Annotated in this window: 1 protein-coding gene; it reads left to right on the top strand. The window is 73.1% G+C overall.

Annotated elements, in window-relative coordinates:
• The first annotated feature begins 36 nt into the window (after positions 1-36).
• A complete protein-coding gene (locus ACLJPX_RS35175) occupies positions 37-21,777 on the top strand; it encodes an SDR family NAD(P)-dependent oxidoreductase (RefSeq protein WP_410604664.1) in 21,741 nt (7,246 codons plus the stop codon).
• Positions 21,778-21,810 lie beyond the last annotated feature (33 nt).

The raw sequence follows: 21,810 nt of genomic DNA, 5'->3' as shown, positions 1-21,810 counted from the left end.
GAGTGCACGCGACCTCGACCGATGAGTGGGGACACCGTGGGTGAGAACGACAAGCTTCGCGACTACCTGACGCGAGTCACCGGCGAACTGCAGCGCACGCGCGGCAGGCTCGCCGCGCTGGAAGACCGCGCCGCCGAACCGATCGCCATCGTCGGCATGGGCTGCCGCTTCCCGGGCGGCGTCCGGTCGCCGGAGCGGTTCTGGGAACTGCTGACCGCCGGGGACCACGGGATCACCGGGTTCCCCGACGACCGCGGCTGGGACGTCGGCGCGCTCGTCGACCCGGATCCGGACCACCTCGGCACCAGCTACGTCGACCGAGGCGGTTTCGTCGACGGCGCCGGGGAATTCGACCCCGAGTTCTTCGGCATCTCGCCGCGCGAGGCCGTCTCGATGGACCCGCAGCAACGGCTGCTGCTGGAGACGTCGTGGGAGGCGCTGGAGCGCGGCGGGATCGACCCCGCGTCGCTGTCCGGCAGCCGCGCCGGGGTCTTCGTCGGCACCAACGGCCAGGACTACGGCCGCGACCTGCCCAAGGGCGTCGAAGGGGTCGAGGGCTACCTCGGCACCGGGATCTCCGGCAGTGTCCTTTCCGGACGGATCTCCTACGTCCTCGGGCTGGAAGGCCCGTCCGTCACCGTCGACACGGCGTGCTCGGCTTCCCTGGTCACGCTCCACCTGGCCGTCCGCGCCTTGCGGGCGGGGGAGTGCGACCTCGCGCTTTCGGGCGGCGCCACCGTGATGGCGAGCCCGGACGCGTTCATCGAGTTCTCCCGTCAGCGCGGTCTCGCCCGCGATGGCCTGGTCAAGGCGTTCGCCGCCGGGGCCGACGGCACCGCGTGGGGCGAGGGCGCCGGCATGATCGTGCTGGAGCGGCTGTCCGACGCCCAGCGCAACGGCCACCCCGTTTTGGCCGTCGTGCGCGGCTCCGCGGTCAACCAGGACGGCGCGTCCAACGGCCTCACCGCCCCCAACGGTCCTTCGCAGCAGCGCGTCATCCGCCAGGCGCTCGCCGACGCTCGTCTGTCCACGAAGGACGTCGACGTCGTCGAGGCGCACGGCACCGGGACGACGCTGGGCGACCCGATCGAGGTCCAAGCCCTGCAGGCCACCTACGGTCGCGACCGCGGCGAGCGGGGGCCGTTGCTGCTCGGTTCGGTGAAGACGAACATCGGCCACACCCAGGCCGCGGCGGGGGTCGCCGGGATCATCAAGATGGTCTTGGCCCTGCGCAACGGAATCCTGCCCGCGAGCCTGCACATCGACGCGCCGAGTCCGCAGGTCGACTGGTCGCCGGGAACGATCGAACTGCTGGCGTCGGCGCGCCCTTGGCCGGAGGGGGAGACCCGCCGGGCGGGTGTCTCGTCGTTCGGCATCAGCGGGACCAACTCCCATGTACTGCTTGAGCAGGCGCCCGCCGTCGATCCGTCCACAGTGGACGCCGTCACGCCGCCGGTGATCCCGTGGGTGCTGTCCGGCCGTACTCCGGCGGCGTTGCGCGCCCAGGCTCGCGCGCTGCTGGACGTCGAGGGCGACCCGGCCGACATCGGCTGGTCGCTGGCCGCGACCCGGTCCGCCTTCGAACACCGTGCCGTCGTCACCGGCCGCGACGAGGCCACCCTGCGCGCCGGGCTGGCGGCGGTCGCGGAGGGGGACTCGAACGTCGGCGACGCGACCGACGGTGCCCTCGCGGTGTGCTTCACCGGCCAGGGCTCGCAGCGACTCGGCATGGGCCGCGAGCTCTACGAGGCGTATCCGGCCTTCGCCGCCGCGTTCGACGAGGTCTGCGAGCTGCTGCCCGGCGTGCGCGAGATCGTTTTCGGCGAGGACGCCGAAGCCCTGAACGACACCGGGAACGCCCAGCCCGCGCTGTTCGCACTGGAGGTCTCGCTCTACCGCCTGGTCGAATCCTGGGGTGTCGTCCCGGATTTCCTGATCGGTCATTCCGTCGGTGAACTCGCCGCGGCGCACGTCGCCGGCATCTGGTCATTGGACGACGCCGCCGAACTGGTCACGGCACGCGGCCGCCTGATGAGCGCTTTGCCGCGCGGGGGCGCGATGTGCGCCATCGAAGCGACCGAGGACGAGGTTCGCGCCGCCCTGGTGACAGGGGCGGACGTCGCGGCCGTCAACGGACCGCGCGCGATCGTCGTCTCCGGTACCGAGGACGCCGTGCGGACCGTCGCCGCCGTCTTCACCGAGCAGGGCCGCAGGACCAAGAACCTCGCCGTCTCCCACGCGTTCCACTCGGCGCTGATGGACGGCATGCTCGACGACTTCGCCGCCGTCGCCCGCCGAGTCACCTACAAGACGCCGAAGATCGCGCTCGTCTCCAACGTCACCGGCCGCATCGCCGAGACCGCCGAGATCCTCGACCCGGCCTACTGGGTCCGGCACGTGCGCGAGGCCGTGCGGTTCGCGGACGGCGTCGGCGCGCTGGCCGAGGCGGGCGTCACCCGCTTCCTCGAACTCGGTCCGGACGGTGTCCTTTCCGCGGCGGGGCAGGAAAGCGCGGACGGCCTGTTCGTCCCGGCCCTGCGCCGTGACCGGCCCGAACCCGAGACCTTCGTCGCCGCGCTGGCCGCCGTGTACACCGACGGCGGGAAGGTCGGCTGGGCCGCCGCGTTCGACGGCGCGCGGCCGGTCGAACTGCCCACGTACCCGTTCCAGCGCGAGTTCTATTGGCTCCCCGCGACGCACGCCGCCGGTGACGCGGCGGGTCTCGGCCTCGGTTCGCTCGACCATCCCCTGCTCGGTGCCGCCGTTTCGGTCGCCGACGCGGGCGGATTCCTGTTCACCGGAAGCCTTTCGCTGCGGACGCATCCGTGGCTGGCCGAGCACGTGGTGCACGGGCAGGTCGTCGTACCCGGTACCGCGCTGGTCGAACTGGCGGTGCGAGCCGCCGACGAGACCGGCCTCGCGGTGCTGGAAGAGCTGACGCTGCAGACGCCCCTGGTGCTGCCGGAGAGCGGCGCGGTCCAGGTCCAGTTGTGGGCCGGGACGCCGGAGGAAACCGGCCACCGCCCGCTCACCGTGCACTCGCGCCCCCACGGCGCGGGGGAGTGGACGCTGCACGCCACCGGCGCGCTCGCCCCGGCTTCGTCCACGCCCGAATGGGACCTGGCGGAGTGGCCGCCGCCCGGCGCCGAGGCCGTCTCCCTCGAAGGCCGCTATGCCGAACTGGCCTCGGCCGGGCTGGAGTACGGCGAAATCTTCCAGGGCCTGCATTCCCTGTGGCGCGACGGCAAGCACACCTACGCCGAGGTCTCCCTGCCCGAGACCGCCCGTGACCAGGCGGGCCGCTTCGGCCTGCACCCGGCGCTGCTCGACGCGGCGCTGCACGCGCTCGCGGAAGGCGACGGCCCCGCCCGCCTGCCGTTCGCCTGGAGCGACGTCGTCCTGCATGCCTCTGGCGCGGCCGAACTGCGCGTCCGGCTCACCCCGGCCGGCACCGACGCGGTCACCCTGCGCGTGGCCGACGGGACCGGTGCGCCGGTCGCCACCGTCGGCTCCCTGGTCGTCCGCCCGGTTTCGGCCGGACAGCTGCGTCCCGCGACCACTCGCGAGGGACTGTACGAGTTGGCTTGGCGGCCGATCGCCACACCGGACGGCGAAGCCCCGCGCTGGGCGCGGTTCGCCGACGTCACCGATGAGGCCCCCGAGGTCGTCGTGTACCGCGCGGAAGGCGACGACGTCCACGCCGTCACCGGCGCGACCCTCGACGTGCTCCGGACCTTCCTCGCCGAAGAACGCTTCGCCGAAGCGAAACTGCTCGTCCACACCGGACTGTCCGATGTGGACCCGGTCGCGGCCGCGGTGTGGGGGCTGGTGCGCAGTGCGCAGTCCGAGCACCCGGACCGGTTCCTGCTCGCCGACGCCGACGAGCTCACCGACGCGGTGCTGGCCGCCGGGGAACCGCAGATCGCCGTCCGTGAGGGCGAACTGCGCGTCCCTCGCCTGGTCACGCCCGAATCCACCGGACGCCTGCTCCCGCCGCCGGGCAACTGGCGGCTCGGCCTGTCCGGCAAGGGCACCTTCGACCACCTGACCCTGGAACCGCTGCCCGACGAGCCGCTCGGCCCGCTGGGTGTCCGGGTTTCCGTCCGCGCCGCCGGGCTCAACTTCCGCGACGTCCTCAACGCGCTCGGCATGTACCCCGGCGAGGCCGGGCTGCTCGGCAGCGAGTTCGCCGGGACCGTCCTCGAAGTCGGCGCCGACGTCACCGACCTGAGCCCCGGCGACCAGGTGATGGGCCTCGTCTCCGGAGGTGCCGGGCCGATCGCGATCGCCGAACGGCCGATGATCACCCACAAGCCCGCGGACTGGACGTACGAACAGGCGGCCTCGACGCCACTGGTGTTCCTGACCGCGTACTACGCGCTGGTCGACCTGGCCGGGCTCAAGGCGGGCGAGTCGATCCTGATCCACGCCGCCGCCGGCGGGGTGGGGATGGCCGCGACGCAGCTCGCGCGCCATCTGGGCGCCGAGGTGTACGGCACCGCGAGCGAAAGCAAGCAGTACGTGCTGCGCGACGCCGGACTCGACGACGCGCACATCGCCTCGAGCCGCACGCTGGAGTTCGAGGAGCGGTTCAGCGGTATCGACGTCGTCCTGAACGCCCTCGCCGGGGACTTCATCGACGCCTCGATCCGGACGATGGCGCCCGGCGGCCGTTTCCTGGAGATGGGCAAGACCGACATCCGCGAGCCCGAAGGCGTCCACTACCGCGCCTTCGACCTGATCGACGCCGGGCCGGAGCGGACGGCTCAGTTGTGGGACGCGCTGACCGACCTCTTCGCCTCCGGCGCGCTCGCCCCCTTGCCGACCCGGACCTGGGACGTCCGCGAGGCCAGGGAAGCGTTCCGGTTCCTCGGCCAGGCCAAGCACATCGGCAAGGTCGCGCTCACCATGCCGAGGGCACTCGACCCGGACCGGACGGTGCTGATCACCGGCGGCACGGGCGGTCTCGGTGCCCTGGTCGCCCGCCATCTGGTGACCAAGCACGGAGTCCGGAAGCTCCTGCTCACCAGCCGCCGGGGCCTCGACGCGCCCGGAGCGGCGGAGCTGGTGGAGGAGCTCGACGCCGAAGTCCGCGTCGTCGCTTGCGACGTCTCCGATCGTGACGCCGTGGCGGCGCTGCTGGACGGCGTCGACCTGACCGGTGTCGTGCACGCCGCCGGTGTGCTGGACGACGGCACCATCGACGCGCTCACCCGCGAACGGCTCGACTTCGTGCTCGGCCCGAAGGCCGACGCGGCCCGCCATCTGCACGAACTGTCCGGCGACCCGGACCTGTTCGTCACGTTCTCCTCGGCCGCCGGGGTGCTCGGCGCCCCGGGGCAGGGCAACTACGCGGCGGCCAACGGCTACCTCGACGGTCTCGCCGCACACCGCCGTTCGCTCGGTCTCGCCGGGCAATCGCTGGCCTGGGGCCCGTGGGCCGCGGGCATGGCGGAGACGCTCGGCGAAGCCCACCTGGCGCGGCTGCGCGCCGGCGGCACTCCCGCGCTCGCCGTCGAAGACGGTCTCGCGCTGTTCGACGCGGCCATCGCCGCCGGAGCGCCGCTCGCCATCCCCGTTCAGCTGGACCTGCCGGTGCTGGCCGCGTCCGGACCGCTCCCGCCGCTGCTCGGCGCGCTGGTCAAACCCGGCCGCCGGACCGCGAAATCGGGCGGCGGCCAGGACTCCTCGCTGGCCAGGCGGCTCGCCGGGCTGACCGAAGCCGATCAGGACCGCGAGCTGCTGGACCTCGTCCGCACGCAGGTCGCCCTGGTGCTCGGGCACGTCAACGCGGCCACGGTCGAACCCGGCCGCGGCTTCATGGACCTCGGTTTCGACTCCCTGACCGCGGTCGAACTGCGCAACCGCCTCGGTTCCGTGACCGGGCTGCGGCTGCCGTCGACGGTGATCTTCGACCACCCGACCCCGGTCGCCCTCGCCGGTTACGTGCGTTCGGAACTGCTCGGCGACCTCACCGCCGGACCTCGTGCCCGTGCCCGGGTCGTCGACGCCGGTGAGCCGATCGCGATCGTCGCGACCAGCTGCCGGTTCCCCGGCGACGTGAACACGCCGGAAGACCTGTGGCGCCTGGTTTCCGAAGGCCGCGAAGGCCTGACGGAGTTCCCCACCGACCGTGGCTGGGACCTGGCCGCGCTGTTCGACACGACCCCGGGCAAACAGGGTGTGTCGAACACCCGCACCGGCGGCTTCCTGCCCGACGCGGGGGACTTCGACCCGGAGTTCTTCGGCATCTCGCCCCGCGAAGCCCTCGCCATGGACCCGCAGCAGCGGTTGCTCCTGGAGATCGCGTGGGAGGCCTTCGAACGCGCGGGCATCCCGCCCGGCACGTTGCGCGGCAGCGACACCGGTGTCTTCACCGGCGCGATCTACCACGAGTACGCGTCCAGGCTGACGAAGATCCCGGAGGAGGTCGAAGGTTTCCTCGGCACCGGCACGTCCGGCGCGATGATGTCCGGCCGTGTCTCCTACACCTTCGGGTTCGAGGGACCGGCCGTGTCGGTGGACACGGCGTGCTCGTCCTCACTGGTCGCGATGCATCTGGCGAGCCAAGCCCTGCGTTCGGGGGAATGCTCCCTCGCACTGGCGGGCGGCGTCACCGTGATGGCCAACCCCGACCCGTTCGTCGACTTCAGTAAGCAGAACGCGATGGCGATCGACGGCCGCTGCAAGGCCTTCGCCAACGGCGCCGACGGTGTCAGCTGGGGTGAGGGCGCCGGATTCGTCCTGCTGGAGAAACTGTCCGACGCGCGCCGCAACGGTCACCCGGTCCTCGCCCTGCTCAAGGGTTCCGCGATCAACCAGGACGGCGCGTCCAGCGGGCTCACCGCCCCGAACGGACCGTCGCAGCAACGCGTGATCCGGCAGGCGCTCGCCAACGCCGGACTGTCCACTTCGGACATCGACGTCGTCGAGGCGCACGGTACCGGCACCAGGCTGGGCGACCCGATCGAGGCACAGGCGCTGCTGGCCACCTACGGCCAGGACCGCGAAGAGCCGTTGCTGCTCGGCTCGGTGAAGTCGAACTTCGGGCACACCCAGGCCGCCGCCGGGGTGGCCGGGGTGATCAAGATGATCGAGGCGATGCGGCACGGCGTCGTCCCCGCGACGCTGCACGTCGACGCGCCCTCGGCCCAGGTCGACTGGGAGGCCGGCGCGATCCGCGTGGCCACCGAGGCCGCGGGCTGGCCGGAGACCGGCCGTCCGCGCCGGGCGGGCGTGTCCTCGTTCGGGTTCAGCGGGACCAACGCGCACGTCGTGCTCGAACACGTTCCCGTGCCGGAGACCGAGGAATCGACTGCCCGGCCCGCGATGCTGCCCTGGGTGTTGTCCGGCCGGTCCGAAGAGGCCCTGCGGGCACAGGCCGCACGGCTCGCCGACCTGACGGCCGACCCGCTCGACGTCGCCTGGTCGCTGGCGACCGCCCGTACCGCGCACGAGCGGCGCGCGGTCGTCGTCGGCACCGATCCGTCCGTCCTGCGGGCCGGGCTGGCCGCGTTCGCCGACACCGGCCGGGCGGTCAACGTCGTCTCCGGCCGCGCGGTCACCGGACGGCTCGCGTTCCTGTTCACCGGGCAGGGTTCCCAGCGAATCGGCATGGGCCAAGGCCTTTACGAGACCTTCCCCGCCTTCGCAGCGGCGTACGACGAGGTCGCCGCGCTGCTGCCTCTCGACGGCGACCTCGACCGCACCGGTACCGCGCAGCCTGCGATCTTCGCCCTGGAAGTGGCACTGTTCCGGCTCTTCGAGTCCTGGGGCGTGACCCCGGATTTCCTGGCCGGGCACTCGATCGGTGAGATCGCCGCGGCACACGTGGCCGGCGTGTTCTCCCTGGAGGACGCCGCGAAGCTCGTCGAGGCACGCGGCCGGTTGATGGAGGCGCTGCCCGAGGGCGGCGCGATGGTCGCGGTGCAGGCGTCCGAAGACGAGGTGCGCGAGTTCCTGACCGACGAGGTGAGTCTAGCCGCCGTCAACGGGCCCGACTCCGTCGTCCTGTCCGGTGTGGACGGTCCGGTCCGCGCGGTCGCCGCCAGGTTCGCCCAGGAAGGGCGTCGCACCAAGCATCTCGTGGTGTCGCACGCGTTCCATTCGGCGCTGATGGAGCCGATGCTGGCGGAGTTCGCCGAGGTCGCGGAGTCGCTGGAGTACGCCGAGCCGCGGATCCCGATCGTCTCCACGGTGAGCGAATCGGCCGATCCGACCGACCCGGGTTACTGGGTGCGCCACGTCCGTGAAACCGTGCGGTTCGCCGACGGCCTCGCGGTGCTGACCGCCGAAGGTGTCACCGCGTTCCTCGAACTCGGCCCCGACGCCGTGCTCTCCGCGATGGGCAACGAAGGCGTCTTCGTCTCCACCCTGCGCAAGGACTCGGACGAGGCCCGGTCCGCGATGACCGCGCTGGGCACGGTGCACGCGGCGGGCGCTCCCGTCGACTGGGACCGCTTCTTCGACGGCAGTGGCGCGCGACCCGCGAACCTGCCCACCTATCCGTTCCAGCGCCGCCGTTTCTGGCTGCTGGCGCCGCCGGGCTCCGGCGACGCCTCCGCGCTGGGTCTCGGCGCGCTCGACCACCCGCTGCTGGGCGCCGCCGTCGCGCTGCCCGAACGCGGCGGGCTGGTCCTCACCGGACGGCTTTCGCTCGACGAGCAGCCGTGGCTGGCCGGGCACCGCGTCCGCGACGCCGTCCTGCTGCCGGGTACCGCGTTCGCCGAACTCGCCGTCCGGGCGGGCGATGAGGTCGGCTGTGGCACCGTCGAAGAACTGACGCTGCAGGCGCCACTGGTGCTCACCGCCGCCCCGGTCCAGCTGCGAGTGTCCCTTTCGGATGGTGACAGCCGCCGCACGCTGGCGGTGCACTCGCGTCCTCAGGACGGCGAATGGACGTTGCACGCCACCGGCTCGCTGATCGCGACGGACACCGAACCCGCGGCCGAACCGGAATGGCCGCCGACCGGTGCCGAATCCGTTGACCTGGAAGGCTTCTACGCGACACTCGCCGAAGCCGGACTCACCTACGCGGACCCGTTCCGAGGCCTGCGCGCTGCCTGGCGACAGGGTGACGAGATCTTCGCGGAAGTCGCGCTGCCCGAGGGCACCGACGTCCGCGGGTTCGGACTGCACCCGGCCCTGCTCGACGCGGTCCTGCACGCCGTCGGCCTGACCGGCGGCCCGGCCCGGCTGCCGTTCTCGTGGACCGGATTGGCGTTGCACGCCACCGGTGCGACCACGGTCCGGGCCCGGCTCACCCCGGCCGGTCAGGACGCCGTTTCCTTGCGTGTCACCGACGGCACCGGTGCTCCGGTGCTCTCGGCCGGCTCGCTGAGCCTGCGCCCGGTGGGCGACGGGCCGCTGCCCAGCGCCACCACCGACGCGCTGTTCGGCATCGACTGGATCCCCGTCGCGACGCCTTCGGAGAGCGAAGACATCGCCGTGCACGAAGCCACGTCGGTCGAGGCCGCACTCGAAGCGCTGCAGACGGCCGAAGACCGGCTCGTCGTGCACCTCACCGGTGACAGCCCGGAGCACGCCGCCGTCGCCGGACTCGTGCGCAGCGCGCAGGCCGAGTACCCGGACAAGTTCGTCCTGGTCCACGGCACCGGCGACGTCCGGATCGCGGCCGCGACCAGTGAACCCGAGGTCGCCTTCACCGAAGACGGCCTGCGCGTTCCTCGGTTGACGCGGTCCCGCGCCACCGCCGACCCGGACTGGACCCTCGACGGCACCGTGCTGGTCACCGGCGGTACCGGCGGACTCGGCGCGCACGTCGCCCGGCGGCTCGTCGAGCGCCACGGCGTCCGGCACCTGCTGCTCGTCGGACGCCGGGGAGCGGACGCCCCCGGCGCCGAAGCCCTGCGGGAGGATCTGGTCGCGCTCGGCGCCGAGGTGACGATCGCCGCGTGCGACGTCGCCGACCGTTCCCAGCTCGAGTCCGTGCTCGCGCTCGCGGAGGAGCCGCTGAGCGGCGTGGTGCACGCCGCGGGCGTCCTCGACGACGGCGTCCTCGCCGCGATGACACCCGAACGGCTCGCCGCCGTCGCGGGCCCCAAGTCCGAGGCCGCCAGGCATCTACACGAACTGACCAGCGACCTCAAGCTGTTCGTCACGTTCTCCTCGATCGCCGGCGCCCTCGGCGCACCCGGCCAGGCGAACTACGCCGCGGCCAACGGCTACCTCGACGGGCTCGCCGCCCACCGGCGCGCCCAGGGCCTCCCCGGCACCTCGATCGCCTTCGGCCTCTGGGAAACCGGCATGGGTGAAGGTCGCGGTGGAGCGGCCTTGCCCGTCGAAGCCGGGCTGGAACTGTTCGACCTGCTGGCCTTCGGCGACGACCCGCGTCCCGTCGCGACCAAGCTCGACCTGGCCGCGCTGCGTGCCGAAGCAGAGGTCCCGCACGTGCTGCGGAGCCTGGTCCGGCCACGGCGCCGTCGTGCGGCCGAGGAAGCGGAAGCGGCCGGGTTGCGCCAGCGGCTCGCGGGGGTGCCCGCCGGCGAACGCGTGCGGCTGCTGACCGAACTTGTCCGCACCGAGGCCGCGCACGTCCTCAGCCACACCAGCCCCGACGCCGTCGAAGCCGATCGCGCCTTCGGTGACCTCGGGTTCGACTCGCTCACCGCGGTCGAGTTCCGCAACCGCCTCGGCACGGTCACCGGGCTGCGCCTGCCCGCGACGCTGACCTTCGACCACCCGACCCCGCTGGCGCTGGCCGAATTCCTGCTCGCCGAACTGCTCGACGAACCCACCGACGCGACCCCGGTCTTCACCGCGGCCCGCGCCGACGGCGACCCGATCGTCATCGTCGGCATGGCCTGCCGCTACCCGGGCGGCGTGACGTCGCCGGAAGAGCTGTGGGACCTCGTTTCCGGCGGCAAGGACGGGGTGACCCGCTTCCCCGAGGACCGCGGCTGGGACGTCGACGGCATCTACGACCCCGACCCCGACCGGCCGGGCAAGACCTACACCCGCGAAGGCGGATTCCTGCACGACGCGGGCGACTTCGACCCGGAGTTCTTCGGGATCTCGCCCCGGGAAGCGCTCGCGATGGACCCGCAGCAGCGGTTGCTGCTCGAAGTCGCCTGGGAAGCGCTGGAACGTTCCGGCACCGATCCGACGTCGCTCAAGGGCAGCCCGACCGGCGTGTTCGCCGGGGTCATGTACCACGACTACGGCACCCGGCTCGGCAACGACGTCCCCGACGACGTCGAAGGGTTCCTCGGCACCGGTACCTCGGGCAGCGTGCTGTCCGGCCGCGTGGCCTACACCCTCGGCCTGGAGGGGCCCGCGGTGTCGGTCGACACGGCCTGCTCCTCGTCGCTGGTCGCCCTGCACTGGGCGACGCAGGCGTTGCGTTCGGGGGAGTGCTCGCTGGCGCTGGCCGGTGGGGTCACGGTGATGGCGACGCCGGAGACGTTCATCGGCTTCTCCCGTCAGCGCGGCCTCGCCGCCGACGGCCGCTGCAAGTCCTTCTCGTCCGACGCCGACGGAACCGGCTGGGCAGAAGGCGCGGGAATGCTCGTGCTGGAAAGGCTTTCCGACGCGCGCCGCAACGGGCACCGCGTGCTGGCGGTGGTCAAGGGCTCGGCGGTCAACTCCGACGGCGCGTCCAACGGCCTCACCGCGCCCAACGGTCCCTCACAGCAGCGGGTGATCCGCCAAGCGCTGGCCGCGGCCGGTGTCCCGTCGTCCACTGTGGACGCTGTCGAGGCACACGGCACCGGTACGACGCTGGGTGACCCGATCGAGGCGCAGGCGCTCCTGGCCACCTACGGCCGCGAGCGCGACGGCGAACCGCTGTACCTCGGCTCCGTGAAGTCCAACTTCGGTCACACCCAGGCCGCCGCGGGGGTCGCCGGGATCATCAAGATGGTCCAGGCGATGCGCCACGGTGTCCTGCCGAAGACGCTGCACCTCGGCGAGGTGACCCCGCACGTCGACTGGGAAGCCGGTGACGTCGAACTGCTCGCCGAGGGCCGGGACTGGCCGGAAACCGGGCGGCCGCGGCGATCCGCCGTGTCGTCGTTCGGGATCAGCGGGACCAACGCGCACGTCATCCTCGAACAGCCACCGGCCGAAACCCCGGCCCCGCGCGAGGTCGTCGCTCCGGCTCTCGTGCCGTGGGTGCTCTCCGGCCGCGCCGAAGACACCCTGCGAGAGCAGGCCGGACGTCTGCTCGGCCGTGACGGCGAGCCGGTCGACGTCGGTTTCGCACTCGCGACGACGCGCACCGCGCACGAACGGCGTGCCGTCGTGCTCGGCGCCACGGACGCGGATCTCCGCACGGGACTGGAATCCCTCGCCGAGGGCACGGCCACCCCGTCGGTCGTCACCGGCCGCGTCCTGTCCGGACGGACGGCGTTCCTGTTCACCGGACAGGGATCCCAGCGGCTCGGCATGGGCGAAGGGCTCTACGCCGCGTTCCCGGTGTTCGCCGCCGCCTACGACGAGGTCACCGCGCTGCTCCCGGCCGGAGGCGACTTGAACCGCACCGGCGCCGCGCAGCCGGCGATCTTCGCGCTGGAAGTCGCACTGTACCGGCTCGCCGAATCCTGGGGCGTCGTCCCCGACTTCGTGGCCGGTCATTCGATCGGCGAGATCGCGGCCGCTCACGTGGCGGGTGTGCTTTCGCTGGAGGACGCGGCCAAGCTTGTCGAGGCGCGTGGCCGGTTGATGGAGGCGCTGCCCGAGGGCGGCGCGATGGTCGCGGTGCAGGCGAGCGAGGAGGAGGTGCGCGAGCACCTGACGGCCAAGGTCTCGCTGGCCGCCGTCAACGGCCCGAACGCGGTCGTGCTTTCGGGTGCCGCCTCGCCGACGCTGAAGCTGGCCAAGAAGTTCGAGAAGCTCGGCCGCCGCACCAAGCGGCTGGAGGTGTCGCACGCTTTCCACTCGGCCCTGATGGAGCCGATGCTCGACGAGTTCGCCGCCGTGGTGCGGGAACTGGAGTTCTCGGCCCCGGCGATCCCCTTCGTGTCCACAGTGGACGGCGAGAGGACCGGCAGGGTCGCCGAGCCGGAGTACTGGGCGGAGCACGTCCGCGCCACCGTCCGGTTCGCCGCCGGCTTGGCGTGGCTGCGCGAGGCAGGCGTGACCCGGTTCGTGGAGCTGGGCCCGGCCGCCGTGCTGACCGCCCTCGCCGACGACGGCCCGGACACCTTCGCGGCGTCGTTCCTGCGCGCCGACCGTGATGAGGCGGAAACCGCGCTCACCACGCTGGCCGCCGCGTACACCCGCGGTGTCGGCGTCGACTGGGCCGAGGTGTTCCGCCCGACGGGCGCCCGCGTCGTCGACCTGCCGACGACGGTGTTCGACCGCCGCCGCTTCTGGCTCGCCGCCGGATCCGGCGCGGGCGACGTCACCACGGCGGGGCTCCAGCCCGCCGGGCACCCGCTGCTGGGCGCCGCCGTGCCGTTCGCCGACGGCGACGGCTGGGTCCTCACCGGACGGCTTTCGGTCGCCACGCATCCGTGGCTGGCCGGGCACGCCGCGTTCGGCGAGGTCCTCGTCCCCGGCACCGGACTGCTCGAACTCGCCGTCCGCGCGGGTGACGAAGCCGGTTGCGCGGGCGTGGAGGAACTGACCCTGGCCGCACCGCTGGTGCTGCCGCCGCACGGCGCGCTCGACGTCCAGGTGCTCGTCGGAGCGGCGGGCACGGGCGGGCGACGGCCGGTTTCGGTGCACTCGCGTGCCCCGCAGGGGGAGTGGACCGAGCACGCCGCCGGGATCCTCGTCCCGGAAACGGCCGCCGTGCCGTCCGGGCTGACCGAGTGGCCGCCCGCCGCGGAACCCATCCCGCTCGACGGGCTCTACGCGGACCTGGCGGCCGCAGGTCTCGACTACGGCCCGCCGTTCCGCGGGCTCACCACCGCCTGGCGCGACGGGGACACCGTGTTCGCCGAGGTGGAACTGCCCGAGGGCACCGAAGTCGACGGCTTCGGCCTGCACCCGGCGCTGCTCGACGCGGCGCTCCACACCCTGGGTCTCCTCCCCGGTGAGGGCACCCGGCTGCCGTTCCTCTTCGGCGACGTCACCCTGCACGCCACCGGCGCCACCGCGCTGCGCGTCCGCGTCACACCGACCGGGACGGGCACCGTTTCCCTGCTGGCCACCGACACCACCGGCGCGCCGGTGATCACCCTCGGCACGGTGAACGTCCGGACCGCGGAGGCCCCGAGGCCGCGCGGCACCGACTCGCTGTACGAGCTGACCTGGGTCGAAGTACCCGCCGACGGTGAAGCCGCCGAGGACGTCCAGGTCTTCACCGCGCCGGAGGGCGAGCCGCGTGACGCGCTGGCCGCGACCCTCACGGCGATCCAGGAGTTCCTGGCCGACGGCGGGCCGCGTCTGGTGGTGCGCACCGGCGACACCCCGGCGGGGGCCGCCGTCCGCGGTCTCGCCCGCACCGCCGCTTCGGAGCACCCTGGCCGGTTCGTCGTCCTTGAAGGCGAGGACGTCAGCCTGGCGCTGGCCACCGGCGAACCGCAGGTCCGGATCCGCGATGGCGTGGCGGAAGTCCCGCGCCTGACCCGGGCGACGCCGGGAGAGGCCGCGATCTGGGGCGAGGGCACGGTTCTCGTCACCGGCGGCACCGGCGGGGTCGGGGCCGCGATCGCCCGGCACCTCGCGCCGGACGTCACCAGGCTGGTCCTCACCAGCCGCCGCGGCCTCGGCGCGCCCGGCGCCCCGGAACTGGCGGAAGAGCTCGGCGCCGAGGTCGTCGCCTGCGACGTCACCGACCGCGACGCGCTCGCCGCGCTGCTCGACGGGATCGAAGACCTCACCGGGATCGTGCACGCCGCCGGCGTGCTCGACGACGGCGTCGTCACCGAACTGACCCCGGAGCGCTTCGACACCGTGCTGCGGCCCAAGGCCGACGCGGCGCTCGCGCTTCACGAACTCACCCTCGGCAAGCCGCTGACCCAGTTCGTCCTGGTGTCCTCGGTGTCCGGGATCCTCGGCGGTCCGGGGCAGGCCAGCTACGCCGCGGCCAACGCCCTGCTCGACGACCTCGCTCGCCGACGTCACGCGGAGGGGCTGCCCGCACGTTCGCTGGCGTACGGCCTGTGGGCCAACGGCATGGGCGGACAGTCCGATGTGGACCGTCTCGCTCGCGCCGGATTCGGCGCGCTGACCGACGAAGAGGGCCTGGCGTTGTTCGACGCCGCCTTGGCCGCCTCGACGCCGGTTCCGGTCCCGGTCAAACTGGACCTGGCGACGCTGCGCACGCTGGCCCGCACCAGTGAGCCCGCCCCCGCGCTGCGCGGCCTGGTCCGGGTGCCGAAGCGGCGTGGCGCGGCCAACGCCGCGGCCGCCGCCGGGCTGACCGCGACGCTGACCCGGCTTTCGCCCGCCGACCAGCTCTCGCATCTGGTCGACCTGGTCCGGGGGCACGTCGCCGACGTGCTCGGACACGGCACGGCGACGTCGGTCGAGGCCGGTCGCGCGTTCACGGAACTCGGCTTCGACTCACTCACCGCCGTCGAACTGCGGAACCGGCTCGGCGAGGCGACCGGGCTGCGGCTGCCCGCCACGCTGGTGTTCGACCACCCGACCCCGGCGGCGCTCGCCACCTACGTCCGGTCCGAGCTGGCCGGTGACGAGGCAGGTGTGGACATCGAACCGGTGCGCGTGGCCGAACCGGACGAGCCCATCGCGATCGTCGCGATGAGCTGCCGGTTCCCGGGCGGCGTCAGCTCACCGGAGGATCTGTGGCGCCTGGTCGCCGAAGGGACCGACGCGATCACGCCGTTCCCGTCCGACCGCGGCTGGGATCTCGACGGGCTGTACCACCCGGATCCCGACCACCCCGGCACCAGCTACGCCCGCGAGGGCGGTTTCCTGCACGAAGCCGCCGACTTCGACGCGGAGTTCTTCGGCATCTCGCCGCGGGAAGCGGTCACCGTCGACCCGCAGCAGCGGTTGCTGCTGGAGACCGCGCAGGAGGCGTTCGAACGCGCCGGGATCGACCCGGTCTCGCTGCGCGGCAGCGCCACCGGTGTGTTCGCCGGGGTGATGTACGACGACTACGCCTCCCGGCTGGCCGCCACCCCGGAGGGGATGGAGGGCCTGCTCGGGACCGGCAGTGCGAGCAGCGTGCTGACCGGCCGGGTCGCCTACACCTTCGGGCTCGAAGGCCCGGCGGTGTCGGTCGACACGGCGTGTTCGTCGTCGCTGGTCGCCCTGCACTGGGCGGCGCAGGCGCTGCGTTCGGGCGAGTGCGGACTGGCGCTGGTCGGCGGCGCGACCGTGATGGCCAGCCCCAACCCGTTCATCGAGTTCTCCCGTCAGCGCGGCCTGGCCGCCGACGGCCGCTGCAAGCCGTTCGCGGCGGCGGCCGACGGCACCGCCTGGGCCGAGGGCGCCGGTTTCCTGCTCCTGGAAAGGCTTTCCGACGCGCGCCGCAACGGACGTCGCATACTGGCCGTCGTCAAGGGGTCGGCGGTGAACCAGGACGGCGCGTCCAACGGGATGACTGCGCCCAACGGTCCCTCGCAGCAGCGGGTGATCCGCCGCGCGCTGGCCGCGGCGGGCGTCGAGTCGTCCACTGTGGACATCGTCGAGGCACACGGCACCGGTACGGCGCTGGGTGACCCGATCGAGGCGCAAGCGCTGCTGGCCACCTACGGCCAGGACCGCGAGGAACCGCTGTGGCTCGGCTCGGTGAAGTCCAACATCGGCCACACCCAGGCCGCCGCCGGACTCGCCGGGATCATCAAGATGGTCGAGGCGATGCGGCACGGAGTGCTGCCCGCGACCCTGCACGTCGACGAGCCGTCACCGCACGTCGACTGGAGCGAGGGCGAGGTCCGGCTACTCACCGAGGCCCGGCCGTGGCCCGAGGCCGGACGGCCGCGGCGCGCGGCGGTGTCGGCGTTCGGCATCAGCGGCACCAACGCGCACGTCATCCTGGAGCAGGTTCCGGAACCCGCCGCACCGGCCCGGACTCCGGCGCCACCGTCGCTTCTCCCGTGGATGCTGAGCGCCCGTACCGAAGACGCGCTGCGGGCTCAGGCCGGGCGACTGCTCGGCACCGTCGGATTCGCGGACCCACTGGACATCGGCTACGCGCTGGCGACCACCCGGACCGCGTTCGAACGTCGGGCGGTGCTCACCGGCGACGCCGACGCGCTGCGCACCGGTCTGGCCGCGCTGGCCGGCGGCCGGACCACCCCGCAGGTCGTCACCGGCCGCTCGGCCGAAGGCAAGCTCGCCCTGCTGTTCACTGGCCAGGGTTCCCAGCGGCTCGGTATGGGCGAAGGGCTCTACGCCGCTTTCCCGGTGTTCGCCGAGGCTTACGACGAGGTCGCCGCGCTGCTGCCTCTCGCTGGTGATCTCGACCGCACCGGCACCGCGCAGCCCGCGATTTTCGCTCTCGAGGTGGCGTTGTCCCGGCTCGTGGAGTCGTGGGGGATCCGGCCCGACTTCCTGGCCGGTCACTCGATCGGCGAGATCGCGGCCGCCCATGTGGCGGGCGTGTTCTCCCTGGAGGACGCGGCGAAACTCGTCGAGGCGCGAGGACGGCTGATGGAGGCGCTGCCGGAAGGCGGTGCGATGGTCGCGGTCCAGGCGACCGAGGACGAGGTGCGCGAACACCTGTCCGACGACGTCTGCCTGGCCGCGGTCAACGGACCGCAGGCGATCGTGCTGTCCGGTGTGGACGGTCCGGTCCGCGAGGTCGCCGCCCGGTTCGCCGGGGAAGGACGCCGTACCAAGGCTCTGGTCGTCTCGCACGCGTTCCACTCGGCGCTGATGGAGCCGATGCTCGCGGAGTTCGCCACGGTGGCGGAGAGCCTGAGCTACGCCGAACCACGGATCCCGATCGTCTCCACCGTGACCGGCCGGGTCGCCGACGAACTGTCCGACCCGGGTTACTGGGTGCGGCATGTCCGTGAGCCGGTCCGGTTCGCCGACGGTGTCGCCGCGCTCGCCGCCGCCGGGGTCACCCGGTTCGCGGAGCTCGGCCCGGACGGGGTGCTCTCCGCGATGGGAGCGGACAGCGCCCCGGACGCGGTGTTCGTCCCGGTGCTGCGCAAGGACCGTGACGAGCGGCAGACCGCCGCTCTCGCATTTAGCCGACTAGTTGCGGCGGGTACCGACGTCGACTGGACGGCGTTCTTCGACGGCACGGACGCCCGCGCCGTGTCGCTGCCGACCTACGCGTTCCAGCGTGAGCGGTTCTGGCTCGACCCGCCCGCCACCGCGGGCGACGCCGCCGGGCTGGGCTTGGCCGCGGCCGGGCATCCGCTGCTCGGCGCGACCGTGCCGACGGCGGGCGAGGACGGGCTGGTCGGCTACGGCCGGTTGTCCCGCGCCGCGCAGCCGTGGCTGGCCGACCACGCGGTGCTCGGCACCGTGCTGGTCCCCGGCGCGGCCTTGGTCGAGCTCGCCGTCCGGGTGGGCGACGAACTCGGCTGCGCCCGCGTCGCCGAACTGACCCTGGCCGCGCCGATGGTGCTGCCGGAGACCGGCGGACTCGCCGTGCAGGTCGTCCTCGGCGCTCCGGACGACGATGGACGGCGTCCGGTGTCGATCCACTCCCGCCTCGGCGAGGCTCCGTGGACCGAACACGCGACCGGTCTGCTCGCTCCCGGGGACGCTTACCCGGCGGCCAAGGACGCCGCGTGGCCGCCCGCCGGGGCCGAGGCCCTCGACGTCACCGAGCTCTACCCGGGGCTCGCCGAAGCGGGCCTGCAGTACGGGCCGGTGTTCCAGTGCCTCACCGCCGCGTGGCGGGTGGGCGACGACGTCTGCGCCGATCTCGAACTGCCCGCCGCCGCCCACGGCGACGCCGGGAAGTTCGGCCTGCACCCGGCACTGCTCGACGCCGCGCTGCACGCGATCGGCCTGCTGCCCACCGGGGACACCACGACCACCCGGCTGCCGTTCCTCTGGCGCGACGTCGTCCTGCACGCGGCCGGCGCCACCGCCGCCCGCGTCCGGGTCTCCGCCACCGGCACCGACTCGGTCCGCCTGGAGCTCACCGACGGCGCCGGCGCACCGGTGCTGACGGTGGGAGCGCTGCTGCTGCGCGAGGTCACCGACCTCGGCCCGGCCGCTCCGTCCACTTCGGACGCTCTGTTCCGGCTCGGCTGGGCGCAGGTGACGAACGAGTCCCCGGCGACCCCGACGGAGATCCTGTCGGCGGTACCGGAGGCCGGGGACACCCCGGCGGCCACGCACGCGCTGCTGCTGAGCACGCTGGCGAAACTGCAGGAGTGGCTGGCCGAGGAGAAGGACACCACGCTCGTGGTGCGCACCGAGAACGGTGTCGCCGTGTCTACTTCGGACAGTGTCGACCCGGCTTCGGCCGCGGTCTGGGGCCTGGTCCGCAGTGCTCAGTCCGAGCATCCCGGTCGTCTGGTGCTGCTCGACGCGGCCGAGGCCGACGTCGACACCGCGCTGGCCGTGCTGGGCGACGAAACCCAGCTCGCCGTGCGCGACGGCGTCGTCCACGCCGCGCGGCTGCTGACCGCGGCGTCGTCGCCGGACCTCGTGCCGCCGTGGCACGAACCGGCCTGGCGTCTCGACAGCGTGGTCAAGGGAACCCTCGACAGGCTCTCCTTCGAGCCGTACCCGGACGTGCTCGAACCGTTGCTGCCGCGTGAGGTCCGGATCGCCACCCGCGCGGCCGGGACGAACTTCCGCGACGTGCTCAACGTGCTCGGCATGTACCCGGGTGACGCGGGCCGGATCGGGTACGAGGCCGCCGGTGTCGTCACCGACGTCGGGTCCGAAGTGGACGATCTCGCCGTCGGCGACCGGGTGATGGGCCTGGTGCACGGCGGGTTCGGCCCGCTCACCTTCGCCGACCGGGCCCTGCTGGCCAAGATGCCCGAGGGCTGGACGTTCGAAGAGGCCGCGTCGGTGCCGCTGGTGTTCCTCACCGCCTACTACGCGCTGACCGACCTCGGCGCGCTGAAGAAGGGCGAGTCGGTGCTGATCCACGCCGCGGCCGGTGGCGTCGGGATGGCCGCGACACAGCTCGCCCGGCACGTCGGCGCCGAGGTGTTCGGCACCGCGAGCGAGGGCAAGTGGGACGTCCTGCGCGCGGCCGGGCTGGACGACGACCACATCGCGTCGTCGCGGACGCTCGACTTCGAGGAACGGTTCCGCGAGACCACCGGCGGGAACGGCGTCGACGTCGTCCTCAACGCGCTGACCGGCGACTTCATCGACGCCTCGATGCGCCTGTTACCGCGCGGTGGGCGGTTCGTGGAAATGGGGAAGACCGACGTCCGTCCGGACGGCGGCGCCGCGGGGCACCATCCCGGTGTGACTTACCAGGCGTTCGACGTGATCGAAGCGGGCAACCGCCGGATCGCGCAGATATGGGAGGAGCTGATCGTCTTGTTCGACCAGGGCGCGCTCACCCCGCTGCCGGTCCGCACCTGGGATCTGCGCCGGGCACCGGAGGCGCTGCGCTTCCTGTCGCAGGCCAAGCACGTCGGCAAGGTCGTGCTGACCGTGCCGCGCCGCCCGATCGGCGGCACGGTGCTGGTCACCGGCGGTACCGGCGGCCTCGGCGCGGTGCTGGCCAGGCATCTGGTCACCGAGCACGGCGTCACCAGCCTGGTGCTCACCAGCCGTCGCGGTCCGGACGCGCCCGGCGCGGCCGAACTGACGGCGGACCTGACCGCGCTGGGCGCCACCGTGCGGATCGAGGCGTGCGACGCCGCCGACCGGGACGCACTCGCCGCGGTCCTGGACCGCACACCGGAGCTCACCGGTGTGGTGCACGCGGCCGGCGTCCTCGACGACGGGCTGCTGACCGCGCTCACCCCCGAGCGGCTCGAGAAGGTGCTGCGGCCCAAGGTGGACGCGGCGTGGAACCTGCACGAGCTGACCCGCGGCCACGACCTGACCATGTTCGTCCTGTTCTCCTCGGCCGCCGGGGTGCTCGGCGCGCCGGGACAGGCGAACTACGCGGCGGCGAACACGTTCCTCGACGGGCTGGCGCACCACCGCCGCGGCCTCGGCCTGCCCGCGACATCGCTCGCCTTCGGCCTCTGGGCCGACGGGATGGGCGACTCGGCGGACGCGGACCGGATGGGCCGCGACGGGGTCGGCAGTTTCGACCCGGTCGAAGGACTGGAGCTGTTCGACCTGGCCACCGGCCTGGCCGAGCCGGTCTCGGTGCCGGTCAAGCTCGACGTCGCCGGGCTCCGCACGATGACCGGACCGGTACCGCCGCTGCTGCGCGGTCTCGTCCGCGGTTCGGTGCGGCGTGCCGCCACGGTGGACGCGGCGGCGCAGGCCGACGGACTCAAGCGTCGGCTCGCCGGGCTTGCGCAGGCGGACGCCGAACTGGTGCTGCTCGGGGTGGTGCGCGGTCAGGCCGCGGCGGCCCTCGGGCACGACGGCGCGGACTCGATCGAGCCGGGCCGGGCGTTCACCGAACTGGGCTTCGACTCGCTCACCGCGGTCGAGCTGCGCAACGGGCTCGACGCGGCCACCGGGCTGCGCCTGCCCGCGACGCTGATCTTCGACTACCCGACCCCGGACGATCTCGCCAAGTTCCTGCAGTCCGAGATGGACGCTGCGGGACCGACGGCCCCGGCCGGGGCCGCCGGCCTGGCGTCGGGCATCGACCGGCTCGCCGCCGAGCTGTCCACAGTGGACATCGCGGCCGCGGACGGTGCCGAGGTCGAGGCGAAGCTGCGGAACCTGGTCGCCCTGTGGCAGGACCGGGTCCGGCCGTCCGGCGGCGACGCGGATCTGGAAGTGGACACCATCGACGACATGTTCGCCCTGCTGGACAACGAACTCTGACCCCGGCCCGGCGCCGCGAGGAGGACCACCGTC

It is taken from the genome of Amycolatopsis sp. lyj-90 (assembly GCF_046549035.1).
Taxonomy (GTDB): Bacteria; Actinomycetota; Actinomycetes; order Mycobacteriales; family Pseudonocardiaceae; genus Amycolatopsis.
Note: the sequence above shows the minus strand (reverse complement) of the source record. Positions and strands in the feature narration are given on the sequence as shown.